The organism is Polyangium mundeleinium, assembly GCF_028369105.1.
Taxonomy (GTDB): domain Bacteria; phylum Myxococcota_A; class Polyangia; order Polyangiales; family Polyangiaceae; genus Polyangium; species Polyangium mundeleinium.
This window is the reverse complement of the sequence record NZ_JAQNDO010000001.1, coordinates 2,697,023-2,712,509: the sequence shown is the minus strand read 5'-3', so window position 1 is coordinate 2,712,509 and position 15,487 is coordinate 2,697,023. Positions and strand designations below refer to the sequence as shown.

Annotated in this window: 14 protein-coding genes; 4 read left to right on the top strand and 10 right to left on the bottom strand. The window is 69.7% G+C overall.

Features of this window, described 5'->3' with window-relative positions; all coding sequences use genetic code 11:
• Positions 1–3 precede the first annotated feature (3 nt).
• The 6 genes from POL67_RS11015 to POL67_RS10990 form a co-directional block, all read right to left on the bottom strand.
• Positions 4–1,284 (bottom strand): hypothetical protein, encoded by a 1,281-nt coding sequence (locus POL67_RS11015; protein ID WP_271917208.1) that lies wholly within the window; start codon positions 1,282–1,284, stop codon positions 4–6.
• An 89-nt stretch (positions 1,285–1,373) separates the two neighbouring features.
• Complete coding sequence (locus tag POL67_RS11010) at positions 1,374–2,741, bottom strand: hypothetical protein (protein WP_271917207.1); 1,368 nt, start codon at positions 2,739–2,741, stop codon at positions 1,374–1,376.
• 57 nt (positions 2,742–2,798) lie between these two features.
• Positions 2,799–4,451 carry a DUF2254 family protein gene (locus tag POL67_RS11005; RefSeq protein ID WP_271917206.1) on the bottom strand — a complete coding sequence of 551 codons (1,653 nt, stop codon included), beginning with the start codon at positions 4,449–4,451 and terminating at the stop codon, positions 2,799–2,801.
• A 28-nt stretch (positions 4,452–4,479) separates the two neighbouring features.
• A complete protein-coding gene (locus tag POL67_RS11000) occupies positions 4,480–5,325 on the bottom strand; it encodes a RomY N-terminal domain-containing regulatory protein (protein WP_271917205.1) in 846 nt (281 codons plus the stop codon).
• A gap of 142 nt (positions 5,326–5,467) precedes the next feature.
• A complete protein-coding gene (locus tag POL67_RS10995; protein WP_271917204.1) occupies positions 5,468–5,815 on the bottom strand; it encodes a hypothetical protein in 348 nt (115 codons plus the stop codon).
• On the bottom strand, positions 5,803–6,138 hold the full coding sequence (locus POL67_RS10990) for a hypothetical protein (protein ID WP_271917203.1): 336 nt from the start codon (positions 6,136–6,138) through the stop codon (positions 5,803–5,805). Before POL67_RS10990 ends, POL67_RS10995 begins: the two co-directional genes overlap by 13 nt.
• A 121-nt stretch (positions 6,139–6,259) precedes the next feature.
• Here POL67_RS10990 and POL67_RS10985 point away from each other — a divergent pair, with 121 nt between their 5' ends.
• Genes POL67_RS10985 through POL67_RS10975 form a run of 3 tightly spaced genes read left to right on the top strand, consistent with a single transcriptional unit; the run spans position 6,260 to position 9,558 of the window.
• A complete protein-coding gene (locus POL67_RS10985; protein ID WP_271917202.1) occupies positions 6,260–7,171 on the top strand; it encodes a tetratricopeptide repeat protein in 912 nt (303 codons plus the stop codon).
• A 57-nt stretch (positions 7,172–7,228) separates the two neighbouring features.
• Entirely contained in the window at positions 7,229–8,584 is a 1,356-nt protein-coding gene (locus tag POL67_RS10980) for a protein-disulfide reductase DsbD family protein (RefSeq protein WP_271917201.1), read from the top strand.
• A gap of 50 nt (positions 8,585–8,634) precedes the next feature.
• The gene (locus tag POL67_RS10975) at positions 8,635–9,558 is read left to right on the top strand and encodes a hypothetical protein (RefSeq protein ID WP_271917200.1); all 924 of its coding nucleotides are present in this window, start codon (positions 8,635–8,637) and stop codon (positions 9,556–9,558) included.
• Between the two features lie 57 nt (positions 9,559–9,615).
• Here the strand turns inward: POL67_RS10975 and POL67_RS10970 are convergent, their stop codons facing one another.
• Both POL67_RS10970 and POL67_RS10965 read right to left on the bottom strand, forming a co-directional pair.
• A complete protein-coding gene (locus POL67_RS10970; protein ID WP_271917199.1) occupies positions 9,616–10,596 on the bottom strand; it encodes a hypothetical protein in 981 nt (326 codons plus the stop codon).
• A gap of 219 nt (positions 10,597–10,815) precedes the next feature.
• Positions 10,816–12,276 (bottom strand): DUF4912 domain-containing protein, encoded by a 1,461-nt coding sequence (locus POL67_RS10965; RefSeq protein WP_271917198.1) that lies wholly within the window; start codon positions 12,274–12,276, stop codon positions 10,816–10,818.
• 145 nt (positions 12,277–12,421) lie between these two features.
• On the opposite strand from POL67_RS10965, the gene POL67_RS10960 reads away from it, so the two are divergent.
• Positions 12,422–13,093, top strand: coding sequence for a sterol desaturase family protein (locus POL67_RS10960; protein WP_271917197.1), 672 nt, complete (start codon positions 12,422–12,424; stop codon positions 13,091–13,093).
• Positions 13,094–13,416: 323 nt separating this feature from the next.
• On the opposite strand, the gene POL67_RS10955 is transcribed toward POL67_RS10960, so the two are convergent.
• Positions 13,417–14,424 (bottom strand): D-alanine--D-alanine ligase family protein, encoded by a 1,008-nt coding sequence (locus POL67_RS10955; protein WP_136965788.1) that lies wholly within the window; start codon positions 14,422–14,424, stop codon positions 13,417–13,419.
• Positions 14,425–14,607: 183 nt separating this feature from the next.
• A complete protein-coding gene (locus POL67_RS10950) occupies positions 14,608–15,426 on the bottom strand; it encodes a PP2C family protein-serine/threonine phosphatase (protein WP_271917195.1) in 819 nt (272 codons plus the stop codon).
• Between the last annotated feature and the right edge of the window lie 61 nt (positions 15,427–15,487).

Here is a 15,487-nt window from a genome sequence, read left to right as displayed (position 1 = left end):
GCCTCAAGGTGCCGCCGGGGGCTCGGGCTCGGGTAGGATGGCCATGCGGATCGTGGCCGATGTTTCGTCCGTCTCGAGCCAGCCGACGAAGAGCTTGCCCGAGGTGAGGACCGCATGGAGCGCGCCGATGGTGCGCGTCGAGAGCCGCGGAATCGAAGCCACGCGTGTCGTCGCGGCGCTCGCCGGATCCACGAGGTAGACCGTGAGTTCGGGCGCATCGACGGCCTCGCCGGGCGTCACGAGGATCGGCTTTGCACCCTGCCGTCCGATCCACGCGGGGCGCGGCGTATCGCGCAGGCCCGGCAGCGCGCCGATCGACGTCTCGGCCGGCGGCATGGGATCCCCGATCACGGGCGCCGCGACCGTGCGCAGCGCGGCTGGCCCCGACACGGGATCCGTCGGCTGTTTGTCACCCGAACGCGCCGAGGGCTCGATGTACGTGAGCGACGTGTCGTCGGCCGCGACCGGCACCGCGAGGCGACCGAGCTTCACCTCCGCCTCACCGCCGCTGTCCGGGAGCAGCACCGCGCTCGGCCGCTCGTTGTCGAGGATCCACCACGCGCCCGTGCTCATGCCGAACCCACCGAGGACCCCCACGGCGACGGGCAAATTCGCGCGGGCCGGGTGGTACGTGGGATCGGGTGAAAAAAGCGTCCCGTCCTCCTGCATCGAGAAAATCGCGAGCTCCGCGATCGTCTCGAGGTTGTTGTCGACGGTCGTCGTCCGCGATCGGACGTAGCCGAGCTCGACCCGATCGCCGCGGTGAAGCAGCTTCGGAAAGCTCACCGCGCCGTAGCCCACGGTCGCGAGGCGCTCCTCCTTGGCCCACGCGGATTCAAACGCGGCCGGTTGATCCTCGCGACCCTCCGGCGGCAGATCGACGCGGTACGTGACGAGACGAGGCTCGACCGAGGGATCCTCCGGGAGCGAGGGCGAGCTGATCGCCACGAGCACGCGATCCCCGCTCACGGACAGGACGTCGAAGTAGGGCTCGAGCGAGTCGCTGTCCGCGACGAAGCGGCCCACGATGTCCATGCGCGGGCTCACCGCGCCCGTGGGCGTGACGCGCGCGCCCACGAAGCGCTGCCCGTCCTCGGAGTACGCGTACGTCTCCCACACGACGAGCACGCCCGAGGCTTGCGGCACCATGCGCATGTCCGAGCCACGCAGGTACGGGACGGTGCCGACGGTGACGGGCACGGGCGTGCCCGGCAACGCGCAGACGCCGTGAATGCAGTCGTATCCCTCGGGGCAAGCGCCGTCCTCCGCACAGAGCGCCGGCATCTCCCCGAACGAAGGCTCCCCGCAACCTGCCCCGAACATCCCGAGCGCGGCCACCATCGCGCCCGAAAGAACCCGTCCCCTCGATCCCCTCAAGGTGCCCCCTGCCCTTCCGCCTTCTCGATCTGCGGCCCTCCGACCGGCCGCGAGAGCCCCCGCACGCGCATCGATCGACCGAGGAGCATCCCCACGCCCTCGCGACGCAGATCCGACACGCCGATCCAGAGGTCCATGTTCGACTCGTAGAACTCGGTCCACGCGACGTACGCCTTGTCGCCCAGGCCATACGCGCGCGACGTGAAGATCGATCCGGTGCTCGTGCGCGGCACGCTCGCCACGATCCGCAGAGGCTCCGTCGGCGAGCGCCACCCGACGTCGATCGTCGGCAGCTTCGGATCACGCGACACCGGCGCGACGAGCGCGCCTCCCTCGAACGGCGTGCCCACGAAAGGCGTCGTCGTCTCCGGCATCGTGAAGCCCTTGTCCTCCGTGGGCATGCCCATCGCGGGGGTGAACACGTAGCTCACCGCGAACGCCGCCTTCGCCGGATCGTAGTCGCCGCGCCGCATCGCGAAGACGCCGTCTTTCCAGCCGAAGAGCGGCTCGTCGGTCGTCGGCGCGAAGGTCGTCATCGAGCCCATGCCGTCCATCGCGGTCGCGGGATCCAGCGTCGAGAGCGCGTAACTCTCGAAGCCCACGCGCACCGTGAGCACGCCGCCGTCGTCGCGGAAGAGCTGGCAGTCGCCGGAGAGCGGCGGCACGTTGGGCGGCAGGCTCGTCGACGCCTTCCACGTGGGGTTCCAGAGCGAGCCTTGCCGTTCGAGGTGCAGCACCTCGACACGTCCGCCGCCGGAAGGCACCGTCCACGCGATGTTCAGCGTGGTCCCGTCGATCGCGGCGCCGACGTACGGAGGCTCCACGCCGCCGAGGAACGGCGTCGTCGTGGAGAAGAGCTTCTCCACCGCGGGCGTCGATCCGCTCGCCGACGTTCGCTCGATCCCGAGCAGCTCGAGCGTCGTCTCGTCGGACTCGACGTTCGGGAAACGCACGAGCACCACGCCGTAACGACCGTCCGGCAGCGGCACCACGGCCGAGGAGATCACCGCGCCGCCGTACGTGAGGAGCGCGCGCGGCTCGGACACCTTCCCGTCGGGCGCGACGTGGATCTCGTAGATCCCGCGCGCGCCCGGGGTGAAGCCGTCGTTCACGAGGAGCGTCGCGCCCTCGCCCGGGGCCGAGAGCCAGAACATCTCGGGCGGGTTGATCCAGGCGACGCGCTTCGGCCTGCGGCTCGTGGGGCTCGCGCCGTCACGTACGCAGACCGTGGCCTGGCACGAATACCCTTCGGGGCAAAGCCCGCCGGCGCCGCACGCGAACGGCACGTCGCCGAGCTCGGGCGTGCAGCCCGCGCCGAGGAGCGCTGAAAGGACCCAAACGTAGCGGGCCATCCGCCCGATCATGCGAGCAGTCTACCCCCGGACCCGGCCGATTTGCGTCGGAAATGCGCGGTGTCCGGCTCAGCCTTCGTGCGCGCCGCCAGGCGCGAGGGCAGCGGAAGCAGGCTGCTTCGGCCCGCCCGGCTCGCGTTGTGGCCCATCGAGGTGGGGAAACCACTCGAAAAACTCGTGCAAATGGGCATGCCTCGCGGGCTCGATGTACTCGAAGACCACGCCCCGATCGTTGATCTCCCAGAATTCGTTCGTGGTCACGGCGAGCATCTCGTTCTTGATCGAGCGCAGCCGATCGGGCCGCTCGTCGCGCATGTCGCGATGGATCCGCCGCGCCAGATCGATCTCGCCCTTCTGCAAGTAATACGTCGCGAGCTTGACCTGGGCCTTGCGCACGCCGCGGAGCGACTGCTCCTGCTGCGCCACCTCGGCCTCCTTGTCGACCTCGAGGAAGTTGTGCAGAAGCTCGTCGCGCACGTCCGCGCCGAGATCGTAGGCGAGCTCGTTCAGCGCGCAGAGATCGAAGGCCACGGTCTCGGTGACGAACGCGAGCTTCATCGCGTGCGCCGTCTGCGCGTAGTACTTGAAGTGCCCCGCGATCCGCAGCGCCTCGTCGCCCCATCCTTGCGAGAGGATCTTCTCGCCGAGGTAGCGGTACTGGTTCAGGCAGTTGTAGGCCGCGGGCACGTCCCGCGCGTTCAGCGCGCGGCGCATGTATGTGTTGAAGAACTTGATCACCGTCGCGAGCGCGGCCCGATCCTCCGCCGCGAGCGCAGCGAGCCCGATGTACCGCGTACCGATCGCGATGCGGTTGACGATGTCGGGCATCTCCGTGAGCGCCTCACGGAAGACCATCAAGAACTGCCGCAGCGCCTTGTATTCGAGCCAGGTGCGATCGCTCTGGAGTTTGCCGAGCGCGATCTCGTTCATGCTCACGAAGTCCGCGTCCTTGAGCAGCCGCCCGCGGATCGAGAACCAGCGATCGTCGAGCTCGCTCTTGTGCGGCATGTACGCGACCACGAGGTCGCAGATCGCGTCGACCGTGTTCGAGGCGATCCCCTTGTCCTTCTGCTCGATCGCGTTGAGCCCGATGTCGGCGAGGTGCTCCAGCGCCGAGAGCGCGGTCATGCGCCGGCCGTCGACCTCCTCCTCCGACTCGCCGCGCGAGCGCAAAAGCGCCTGGGCCACGCCGCCTCGACGGATGCGCTCGACGATCTTGTCGGGCTCGAGGAAGTCGAAGACGTAATTGAAGTACGGCGCCATCACGAGCAGGCTCAGCGTGAGCAGCACGATCGAGCCGATGACGCCGAAGCGCGGGACGAAGGATTGCGCCGGATCGGACGCCTGCCGGATCGCGTAGTTCACCCAGAGCGAGAAGACCGCCGAGACCACGAAGAACGCGATCACCGCGCGGTTCGTACGGTCTCGGAAGAACATGTCCGTGATGCGCGGCGTGTACCGCGTCGCCGCGAGCTGCACGATGATCGACGCGACCGTGATGACGATCCCGAGGATCGCCGCGATCACCTCGCCCGTGCCGCCCATGATCCGGCTCGCGTCGTCGGGCGACATCTCGCCGAAGAGCGTGGTCACGCCGCCGGGCTGCGCGTGCGAAAGATCGAAGAGCCGGAGCGCGACGAACGCCGTCACGCTGACGATCGCGAGGATCGACAGCGGGTAGAGCCACAAGCTGTTCGAGAGCGCGAGGCGAGCTTTACGCACGAGCCTCCTCGAAAGGACGAGAGCGCGGCTACGGGCTCTCGCCGCCCTCGAGGTCCTCGGCCAGGTAGCTCAGGATGACCTCATCGAGCGATTTTTCGCTGATGAGATCCTCCCCGAAGATCGAGGTTCCCTGCGCGGGACGCGCGGTCGCGAAGATGGCCGGGGGGCGCGTTTGCGCGTATCGACCCGCCGAGGACGGCGACGACGCGGACGCGGGCTCGGGCGTGCCGAGCGCGCGGTAGACGCCTGCCGTGAAGAGCGCGCCGCCCTTCTTGATCGACGCGGGCGGCGGCGGGACGTCCTGCGTCTGCTGCACGAACGCCGGCGTTTCGGGCGCCTTCGTCTGCTGCTCGAGCGCCGCGAGCTGCATGTCGATCTCCGCGCTCGACGGCACCGCGGCCTGCGACGCGGGCGGTTTTCCGCGGAGCGCGGCCTGCAGATCCGCCGCGTTCATCAGCACGGAGGGCCGCTGTGGCAGCGCCGGGTTGTAGCTCGGCGGAGGCGCCGCAGGCTCGGGCGCCGGAGGCGCGGGAGCGGGTGCTGGCGCGGCGGCGGCCGGCGCGGGAGCGGGTGCTGGCGCAGCGGTCTCCGCTTTGTCCTCGAAAATGTGATCGAATTGCCCGTCTCGCAAAGCGACGAACATCGCCTTGTGCTGATCCTTCATCAGCTGACGGACCGTCTCCTGCACGTTCGCCTCGTTGAGGTGCTCCGCGTAGGAGGTCTTCAGGGTCTTCAGGATGCGCCCGCCGTCCGCAAAAAGATGCGTGATCACGTGCGGGTGACGGTGCCCCGAGTCTTCCGTTTGAATATGGAAGACACGCCCCTTGTGCTTGACGTTGTTGTTGAAGCCGAGAAGCGGTGAGATGACTTTCACGGCGATCGATAAGGCTCCTGAAGGCCCGAAGAGAACCTACCATAGGGGCCGCCGATGCGACCAGGAAACGACGTGTAGATCGACACGACCGCTGGAATCCTGCGCCCCCACGAGCGCCATTCTCCTGGCTTGTCGAACTTCGTCACGGAAGACATCGCTCGAACTCGTCGGCGTTGTTCGCGCGCATCGCGCACTCGGCCTCGTCGACGGTGAGGTAGGTCGGGCAGCGAGCGAACTTGGGATCCGTGGAGGCGAGCGTCCGCGCCTGCGCCTTGCGCGTGACGAGCTCGGAGGCCGGAGGCTTCTCGTCGATCGCGTGGATGATGTGCTCCACGTAACGATCGAGCAGCGCCGCGCACGTGTCCTGCGAAGGGTGCGCCGAGAACGAGCGACGAACCGGCTTCGACACGACGAACCCCACGACGAGGAGCACGATCGCGAGCGTCGCGACCACCTCGGCGCGGGTCGCCGGCGTGCTCAATCGAGACACCGATCGACCTGCTCGGCCGTCGTGGCCTTGCGCACGCACTCCATCGCGCGCTGCGTGATCCGGCGGCCGACGCACTTGCTGACGAGCTCCTCCCCCCGCGCGGCGCGGACGGCGGCCGTCCTCTTCTGCACCTCGGCCGGGTCCGTCACGTTCTGCGAGGCGAGCTCGATCGCGGCGCTCTTGTCGAGGATCTCGTCGCACTCGGCGCGCGTCGCCGGGCGACCACACCCGACCCCGACGAACCCGAGCGTGAGCATCAGGAAGGCCCCGGCGAGGCCCCTCCTCGCACTCGAACCACCCTGCTCCGTTACCCGCTGGCCCATGGCGTCGAGACCTTGGCGTGCCTCCGCCCGAGGCGCAACCTCGCCGCGCGAGGGGGCACGGCCTCGTACAGAGGGGCTGTCGAATTCTGGACGCTCAGGGAGGCCTTGCTAAGCTCGATCCGTGAGCAAGGCGAAGGACAACCCAGCTTCCTTCGCCCCCGCAGGAGCGGGGAAGACGGCCAAACCCAAGGCGCCACGCCGCACCTCGCGCGAGCGAGAGCAAGAGGCGGGCGTCCCCGCTGCCGCCACGAAAGAAACGTCCGCGCGGCGCGAGCGCGCCAAGGCCCCTGCGAAGAAGCGGCCTGCGCGGCCGAAGTCCGTGCTCGCCGAGGACATGCTCCGCCGCGCGCTCGAAGCGCCGACGCCGCGCTCGCGCGCGCTCTGGGCCCGCCGCGGCCTCGCGACCCGCGCGCAGCTCGATCGCACGACGCAGGCCATGCTGCTTCGCCAGCTCTACCTCGCCTACTACGAGGAGGGCCGCTTCCCGCAGGCCGCCGCGATCGCCGAGCAAGCGCTGACGCTCGACGTGCTGCCTGACGTCGCCCACCAGGACGCGGCGCGCGCGAAACAGGCCCTCGGCGACGTCGAGGGCGCGGCCGCGCACCTGCGCCTCGCCGCGCGCATCGGCCCCGCGAGCCGCAAGGCGTTTCACTACTGGACCCTCGGCAGCCTCTTTTATCTGCATCACCGCTATCCCGAGGCGATCGCCGCGATGTCGCGCGCCGCGCGCTGGGGCACGACGGACAAGCCCCTCTACCAGGGGCACCTCGCGCTCTCGCGGCTCGCGCTCGGGCAGGACGTCGACGGGATCGGAGAGCTCATCGAGAGGCTCGCCGTCGCGCCCGCGGGCAATGGGTACGGCCGCTTCGTGCTCGGCCTGCTGGCCCTGCATGCTGGCCGACCGGACGACGCCCGCCGCTGGCTCGAGGCCTTCGTCGAACGCACCACGTCCGGCCGAAGGGCCGCCGCCATCGCGCTCCGTGACGAAGTCGAGGCGGCCCGCCAGGCCCTCGCTCGCCTGCCGACCGATTGACGCGGACGTCGCTCGCGGTTCGGGCCGAACGCCCGACCCTTTGGTAACATACGCGCCGTGCGACCCGCCCCCCGACGTGCCCAACCGCCTCTCCCCGCACCTCGCTCGCTCGCGCCGCTCGCCCTCGCCGCGCTCGCGCTCGGGGTCCTCTTGCTCTCGCCCTCCGCGGCTCTCGCGGCGGAGGACAGCCGCGATCTCTTCACACGCCTGCGCGAGGACTACGGCCTCGTCGGCGGCGCCGTGGGTGCGTTCGCCGGCGGCCTCCTGACGTGCCTCACGCCCTGCGTCTACCCGATGATCGCGATCACGGTCAGCGTCTTCGGGGCCAAGCAGGCGTCGAGCCGAAAGCAGGCCGTTCTGCTCTCGCTCTCGTTCGTCATGGGCATCGCGGTCCTCTTCACCACGCTGCTCGTCGGCGCCGCGCTCACGGGCGGCTTGTTCGGCGCGGCGCTCCAGAAGTGGTGGGTCAACGTCGGGATCGCGCTCGTGATGGGCGCGATGGCCGCGTCGATGTTCGGCGCCTTCGAGCTCACGCTCCCCGAGAGCGTGATGCAGCGGCTCTCCAGCGTCGGCGGCGTTGGTTACGGCGGCGCGTTCGCGCTCGGCCTCGTGAGCAGCCTGATCGCCGCGCCGTGCACGGGCCCCGTGCTCACCGGCGTGCTGCTCTGGATCGGCAAGACGCAGAACGTGGTGCTCGGCGCGCTCGTGGGCTTCTGCTACGCGCTCGGCCTCGGCCTGCCCTTCTTCCTCGTCGGCGCGTTCGCCGTCGGCCTACCGAAGAGCGGCAAGTGGATGGTCGCGGTGAAGTCGTTCTTCGGCACCGTCCTGCTCGTCTGCGCGCTCTACTTCCTGCGGTACGCCATCCCGGCGATGACCAAGGTGGCACGCCATGACACGATGTTCATGGTCGCGGGCGGCGGCGCGATCCTCATCGGGCTCCTGCTCGGCGCGGTGCACCTCGACTGGAGCGACGGCGGCCTCGGCGTGAAGATCCGCAAGGGGCTCGGGATCGCGGCGGCCACCGCGGGCGGCTTCGTCTTGTGGGTCAGCATCGAGGCGCCGCCGCCGAACCTCACGTGGGAGCACTCCGAGCAGGTCGCCTCGGAGAGGGCGCAACGCGAGAAGCGTCCCCTCATGGTCGACTTCACGGCCGACTGGTGCGGCGCTTGCAAAGAGTTCACGAAGCACACCTTCTCTGATCCGCGCGTCATGGAAAAGGCGGGCGGCTTCGTCGCGGTCAAGGTCGACGCGACCGACGACGAGGATCCGCAGGTGGATCAGGTGAAGAAGAAGTACGGGGTGGTCGGGCTTCCGACGGTGGTCATCTACGACTCGACCGGCAAGGAGTGGAAGCGGTTCACCGAGTTCGTCCCTGCCGACAAGTTCCTCACGGCCATCGAGGGCATCAACTGACGGGAAGCGCCCACGCCACCTCGCCTCCTCCTCCCCTCGCGAGGTCCGTCATGGGTATCGTCCTCCGGCTTCTCTCCCTCCTCGTCCCGCTCCTCCTCCTCGTCTCTGGCTGCTCCGGCGGGGAACCACGCCGCGGCCACCTCGTCATCGGCGTCACGAGTGATCTCCGTGTCGGCGTCGACGTCCTGCGCTTGCACGTGATCCGCAAGGTCAACGGCGCGGTCGTCAGCGACGAGGACCTCTTCTCCGACGGCGCGTCTCCCTTTCAGATCCCGCTCGAGATCGGCTTCGCGGACCTCGAAGACGGCGACGACGTCGACGTCGAGATCGAGGCCTTCGGCGGCACGAGCCTGCCGCTCGTCGTCCGCACCGCGGGCAGCACGATCCGCGCAGGCCGCACGCTCCTCTTGCGGGTCGACCTCGCCGCCGCGTGTGCCGGCTCGATGGCCCCGAGCTGTGAGGCGCCGCAGACGTGCACGGGCGGCGTCTGCGGCGCTTCGTACGTGAACCCCGCGATGCTCGAGGACTACAACGCCGGCTGGTCCAAGGGAAAGGCGGACATCTGCAAGCCGAACGATGGCCCGCCGACGTTGCTCGTGGGCAAGGGCCAGGCGGACTATCTGCCGACGAGCGACTACGACCTCGCGCAGATCGAGGCCGGCCCGCAGGGCGGCCATCACATCTGGATCGCGCTGCGCATGAAGAACCTGCGCCAGTCCGGGAGCATCACGACGCTGACGGGCCACGTCGAGGAGCTCGACCTCGACATCAACCCGTTCACCGTGATCTTCACGTTCGACCCTGACGAGGGCGGGTTCTGCAAGCTCTACGGCCTGCGCTTCCAGATCGACGGCGGCACGGACATCGAGCAGCTCCTCGGCAAGACGATGCTCGTGAAGGCCAGCGTGAAGGACAAGGACGGAGACGTCGGCACGGCCGAGCGCTGGGTGAAGTTGTCCCCGGACACCATCTAGTCCCGAGGGGGACGCGAGCTCGCTTCGCGATCTCGGCGCCGACGAATCGGCGCACGATCACCACGTCGCCGTCGCATCCTCCCCGATCCGCGCCGCCTTCCATCGCGACCAGAAGCCCCCCGTCAGCACGTCGAGCGTGCTCTCCGCCTCCAGCACCATCAGCGTCGCGCGCGTCCGTGCCTCCGGATCCCGCGCTTCGTCGTCTCGCTCCACGCACGCGCGTTGCCACGTGAAGAGCGCTTCGAGGACGCGCGCTTCAAGCTTGTGCCTCGCGGCGGCGCGCTCCTCGCGCAGCCGTTCGAGCGCGACCTCCTCGTCGGCGAAGACCAGCCGATCGAGGCGGAACGTCGCGCGCGCTTCGAGCCACAAGCTCGATCCGCCGGAGGCCGTCACGCGATCCGGGTCGTACTCCGTCGGCGCGAGCGCGCGTGCTTCGTCGAGCAGGCGTGTCACGCGCAGCCGAAGCTCAGGCAGGAGGGCGGACGCGCGTGCGCGGGACGCCACGCGATCGACACGCGCGACGTGCTCTTCCAGGCGCGCATGCTCGATCGCCGCCGACACGACGGCACGCGCGACGGACGGCGAGATCAAGAGCTGCAGCGCTGCACGTGGCGCCACCGGCGTTGCCTCGGGAGGGATGGCAGGCGCGGGCTCCGGCGCAGGCTCGATCGCGGGCGCGGCCGGATCCACGTTCGGGACCTTGGTACTGCGACCCCGTGCGCGCCGTGCCCCCGCAGGCTCGGCGATCCGTTCGATCGGGACCCCCACGAGCACCATCGCGCCGAGATCGTGTCTCCCCTCATCGCGACGCACGAACGACGCCTGCAGCGAGACCCACAACGATCCATGCGACGCGCCGTCGCTCCAGAGCTCGTGCATCGACGCGTCGTCGAGATCCGCGACCGCGTGGAACGCCCAGTCGTCGTCCAGCAACGTCGACGCCGCTCGCGCCCGCGTCACGTGAAGGAGCACGACGAGCGCGGCGGCCAAGGCCAGGGGAATGGAGGACCGTACTTCGGAGCAATCTCGTTGGACCATGCGCGTACATCGACGCGGGCCGCGACGAGTTGCGCACGATCCGACGATTTGTCGTCGCGACCTAGAGCGCCGACCCGTTCGGCGCTCTGCGAGATCGCGAAGCGAGCTCGCCTCGGGGGGTGAATCGACCGGGCTTTGCCCGGGCGAGAGGGGGACGCGAGGCGTCCCCCTCGGGACAAAAGAGCTAGGGCATCGAGCGGTTGCAAACCGCTCGATGCTCTAGCGTTCGCGGGGTCCGGGACGAACCTGCTCGCTCGCGCCACCACGAGGAAGCTCGCTCGCGCCGCCGCGCGCAGGCGCGCTCGGCCTCGCCGCGTCGGCGGGCGCGCCGCGGTCGCCGAAATCGAGCGTGGGCCATCGCGCGCCGATCGCCTCGATCCGCCCGGCCGCGCCCGTCTGCGCGGGGGCCATGGTGCCCGTGAGGATCGGCCCGAGCATCGCCTCGATCTCGGCGGGCGCCGGGGCCCCGGCCACGGCGCGCACCTGCGCTGCGGCGGCCGCGACGCCGGCCGGGCGGTGTACGCCTCGCTCGGGCGTCCATCGCGCGACGCGGGTCGAGACCGACGTCGTGGGCTCGCTGCGCGACGTCATGACCTCGGCGCCGATGGCGAAGGGCTCGAACATGCCGTGCGCGAGCCAGCCGATGCTCACGCGCACGTTGGAGCCCGCCTGCAAGTTGCGGAGGTAGGCATCGCCGAAGAGCGCGTCGATGCGCAGGTCCCGTTGCTCGACGATCGGACCATCCCAGCTCGGGGTCACCTGCACCATGCGCACCACGAGCGCGCCGTCGGTGTGCCGCGCCCGCGCCCGCGCGAGGCTCACGGGCCGTACCTCCCAGTAGAGGTAGATCGTCGCGGGATCGACGGCGATGGCCACGATCTCGTCGACGTCGTAGCGCTCGGGCAGCGGCAGCTCCTCGATGGCATCCGCCTCGGGCGCCGACCACAAAGGCGCTTCGGCTTCGGCTTCCGCTTCCGCTTCCGCTGCCGCGACCGCTTCCGCAACCGGCGCCGCTTCCGCCTCCGCTTCCGCGACCGGCGCCGCTTCCGCCTCCGCGACCGCTTCCGCAACCGGCGCCGCTTCCGCTTCCGCTTCCGCGACCGCTTCCGCAACCGGCGCCGCTTCCGCCGCGACCTCGACCTCCGCGGCTTCCGTCGTGCGCTCGTCCTCGGTTGGCTGGGCCTCGCTGTCCGTCTCGCTCGGCGTGGTCACGGCTTCCCTCCGCATCTCTTTCTCGACTGCGGGCGCCGCTCCTCCTGCGACGAGCCGCTGCCTCAGCACGCGCGCTTCCGTGTGCTCCGGCTCCCGCGCGAGCACCTCGTCGAGCACGCCGATCGCTTTGTCCACGAACCCTTGCGCCGCGTAGATCTCCGCGAGCGTCACCGTCGCGAGCGGCGGCGGCGCCGTCGGCCAGCCTTTCGCCGGCGGCGGCGCGCTCCGCACCGCGCTCGCGACATCGGGCAGGTGCAGACCTCGCTCGATCACGCCTGCGAGCAGATCCCTCGCTCGCCCCATCCATCCACGCGACCGCGCGCGGTCCCGCTCGCTCCGCGCCGTGCGCGTCACGATCTCGTCCACGAGCTCCGGCATCGTGAGCGCGCGCGGGCGGGCGATGCCGAGCTCTTCCGAAAGCGCGATCAGCTCCTCACGCGTCAAACCCTCGAGCTCGTGCCGCTCCATTTCGCGCGCAACCTAGCACGAAGCTCGGCGCGACGAGAGCGTCCGAGGCGGGGCGGATTTCAGGGCGTCCGTTCGTCCGGAGCATCTCCGCAGAAAGCCTCCGGAAAAGCGCCGAGCTACGGGGGCCTCGCACTAGACTTCGAACATGACGCCGCCGCACGTGCTCGCCTTCCGCGGCCAGGACCGCGCCGAACGAAGGCCAAGCACGCGCGCGTCCGGCTGGGCGCATTTCGCCTTCACGAGCCTCGCCTCGCTCGGCGCCATCACGTTCGCCGCCTCTCGCGTCGAGCGTGTCCGCCTCCTCGAAGCGCTCGTCGTCCCGAGCACCTTCCTGTTCGCGAACCTCGTCGAGTACCTCGTGCACCGCGGCCCGATGCACCGGAGGAAGAAGCTCCTGCCGATCCTCTACGAGCGCCACACCCTGCGGCACCACCGCTTCTTCACGCACGAGGCGATGGCCTGCGAGTCCGCGGCCGACTTCTCCCTCGTCCTCTTTCCCCCGGTGATGCTCCTCGTGGTCCTCGGCGGCGTGGCCCTCCCGGTCGCGCTCCTGCTCTTCGCCGTCGCCACCCCGAACGCCGGCTGGCTCTTCGTGGCCACCGCCATGGGCTACTTCCTGACCTACGAGTGGCTCCACTTCGCCTACCACCTGCCGGAGCACTCGCGCATCGCGCGAAGCCGCCTCGTCCGCGCCCTGCGCCAGAGGCACGCGCTCCATCACGAGCTCGGCCGCATGGCGCACGAGAACTTCAACATCACGTTCCCGCTCTGCGACTGGCTCTTCGGGACGCTGGCGAGGAAGCCAAACGACGCGTGACGGGGTCGCTTCGAGGCGACCCCTCCGCGCGACGAAGACCCGACCCCCTCGCCACGTGGCGACCCCCTCGCGTCATGATCACCAGCGACGGTCGACGCGTGGCGACCCCCTCGCGTCACGATGACCCGCGGCGGTCGACGCGAGGCAACCCCCTCGCGTCACGATGACCCGCGACGGTCGACGCGCGGCGACCCCTTCGCGTCACGACGACCCGCGACGGTCGACACGAGGCGACCCCCTCGCGTCACGACGACCCGCGACGGTCGACACGAGGCGAGGAGCAGGAGAAGCTTTTTCGTGAAACGGGGAGCGGGAGGCGGGGCTCAGCCCACCGACTTCATCATCGCGACCGGCGCCGTCGCCGCGCTCGCGCGGAACCCGCCCGCCGAGAGCGTGTCCACCGGCGTCTTCCGGCGCGCCGGCTGGGCGAGCTTCGCGCCGTCGAGCACGGTCTCGCAGAGCTCGCCGAAGTCGTAGCCCTTCGTCGCGGCCGCCCGAGCGAGCAGGCCGTCCGGCGAGAGCGCCGGCAGCGTGTTCACTTCGAGCACGTACTCGTTCTCGCCCGCCGTCACGAGCAGATCGACGCGCACCGCACCCGTGCACCCGAGCGCACGCGCCGCGCGCTCCGCCAGGTTCTGCACGCCGCGCTCGCGCTGCGGCGAGAGCTCCACCTTCACGAGCTCGGCCGAGGGATCCTCCAGCATCGCCTTCGGCGTCGCCACCTCGAACGAGCCGAGCACCTGCCCGTCCAGGATCGCGACGTTGATCTCCACGCCCGTCACGAACCGCTCCACGAGCGCGATGTCGTCGTACTCGAACGCCTGCTCCAGCGCCGCCCGCAGCTCGTCGAGGTTCGTCACCCGGCTGACGCCCTGGCTCGACCCCTCCCCGCGCGGCTTCACGATCGCCGGGTACCCGAACGAGCCGTGCAGACCGTCGAGGTCCGAAAGGTCCGTGTCGACCGACACCGTGTAGTAGGGCGGCGTGGGCACGTTGTGCAGGCGGAACATCTCCTTCGCCTTCAGCTTGTCCATCGCCAGCGCGCTCGCGAGCACGGACGAGCCCGTGTACGGGATGCGGAGCAGCTCCAGGAGCCCCTGCACGCAGCCGTCCTCGCCCATGCGGCCCGAGAGGGCCAGGAAGGCCACGTCGATCCGGGCTTTCTGAACCACGGACGCGAGGTCGGGGCCGTAGCTCTCGCCGAGCGACAGGCGGACCACCTCGTGGCCGCGCGCCGTGAGCGCCTCCGCCACGGCATGTCCGGCGGACAGCTCCGACGACGATCCACCCATGATCACGCCGACCCGCCTCCGCATCGATCGCCTCTTCATCGAATCCACCTCCGTCGACGTGAACGCTCGGACCACGTCACGACCTTCTTGCCGGCGGGTATCAGACAATCGATGAAGGGGTCAACAAAACGGACAACTTCGGATCTGCACGGGATGATTCGGGATCTAGAACATCGGAACGATGTTCTAGGGAGATCGCAACGCGAGGCGTCCCCCTCGGGACTACACAACCTCGACAAGAACGGCGGTGATGTTGTCCTTCCCGCCACGCCCGTTCGCGAGATCGATGAACCGCGTCACCGCGTCGGCGGCCCCGAGCGCCGTGACCTCCGGGATCTCCTCGGTGTTCAGGTAGCCGTGCAGGCCGTCCGAGCAGAGCAGGAACCGATCCCCCGCCCGCACCGCGATCACCGCCGTGTCCACCTCCACGTAGTCCCGGTTGCCCACGGCGCGCGTGATCACGTTCTTGTGCGTGGCCTTCGCCGCCTCCGCGGGCGTCAGCAAGCCTTGCTTGATCTGCCAGGCGAGCAGCGTGTGGTCCTCGGTGAGCTGCACCGCGGCCCCCTCGCGGATCTGGTAGATGCGGCTGTCGCCCACCTGCCCCGTCACGAGGGATCGGCCGAGGAAGAGCGCAGCGCTGATCGTCGTGCCCATCCCGATCTTGTCGCGCTCGAGCTCCGCCATCGCGTAGATCAGGTACGTCGCCGCCTGGATCGCCCCCTCCATGATCCGGCAGGCCGCGCGCGCCTGGGCCTCGTCGAGCTCCCCGTCGATCGGACCGAGCGCGCCGAGCCCGCGCTTGACCATCCCGTGGATCGTGTCCACCGCTTGATGGCTCGCGACCTCGCCCGCGGCGTGACCCCCCATCCCGTCCGCCACGATGTAGAGCCCAAGCTCGTCATCGTGGAAGAAGGCATCCTCGTTGCCCTTGCGATGCTTACCGACGTCCGTGCGCGCCGCCGAGCGGACGGGCCACCGCCCTCGGAGCGTCGGCGCATCATTCTGACGCAAAGCGTCGTTCCGGTCCTGGGGTGTGCTCATCGTCGAGCTCGTACGATTCCGACGATAATCCGCCCCGGGCCCCCCTGTCGAGAGGGCCGTC

Excerpts from the sequence above, each read along its gene's own strand:
- POL67_RS10960 (WP_271917197.1), top strand. The coding sequence starts at position 12,422 with ATGACGCCGCCGCACGTGCTCGCCTTCCGCGGCCAGGACCGCGCCGAA.
- POL67_RS10970 (WP_271917199.1), bottom strand. The coding sequence starts at position 10,596 with ATGGTCCAACGAGATTGCTCCGAAGTACGGTCCTCCATTCCCCTGGCC.
- POL67_RS10965 (WP_271917198.1), bottom strand. The coding sequence starts at position 12,276 with ATGGAGCGGCACGAGCTCGAGGGTTTGACGCGTGAGGAGCTGATCGCG.
- POL67_RS10990 (WP_271917203.1), bottom strand. The coding sequence starts at position 6,138 with ATGGGCCAGCGGGTAACGGAGCAGGGTGGTTCGAGTGCGAGGAGGGGC.
- POL67_RS11015 (WP_271917208.1), bottom strand. The coding sequence starts at position 1,284 with ATGCCGGCGCTCTGTGCGGAGGACGGCGCTTGCCCCGAGGGATACGAC.
- POL67_RS10955 (WP_136965788.1), bottom strand. The coding sequence starts at position 14,424 with ATGAAGAGGCGATCGATGCGGAGGCGGGTCGGCGTGATCATGGGTGGA.
- POL67_RS10950 (WP_271917195.1), bottom strand. The coding sequence starts at position 15,426 with ATGAGCACACCCCAGGACCGGAACGACGCTTTGCGTCAGAATGATGCG.
- POL67_RS10975 (WP_271917200.1), top strand. The coding sequence starts at position 8,635 with ATGGGTATCGTCCTCCGGCTTCTCTCCCTCCTCGTCCCGCTCCTCCTC.
- POL67_RS11010 (WP_271917207.1), bottom strand. The coding sequence starts at position 2,741 with ATGATCGGGCGGATGGCCCGCTACGTTTGGGTCCTTTCAGCGCTCCTC.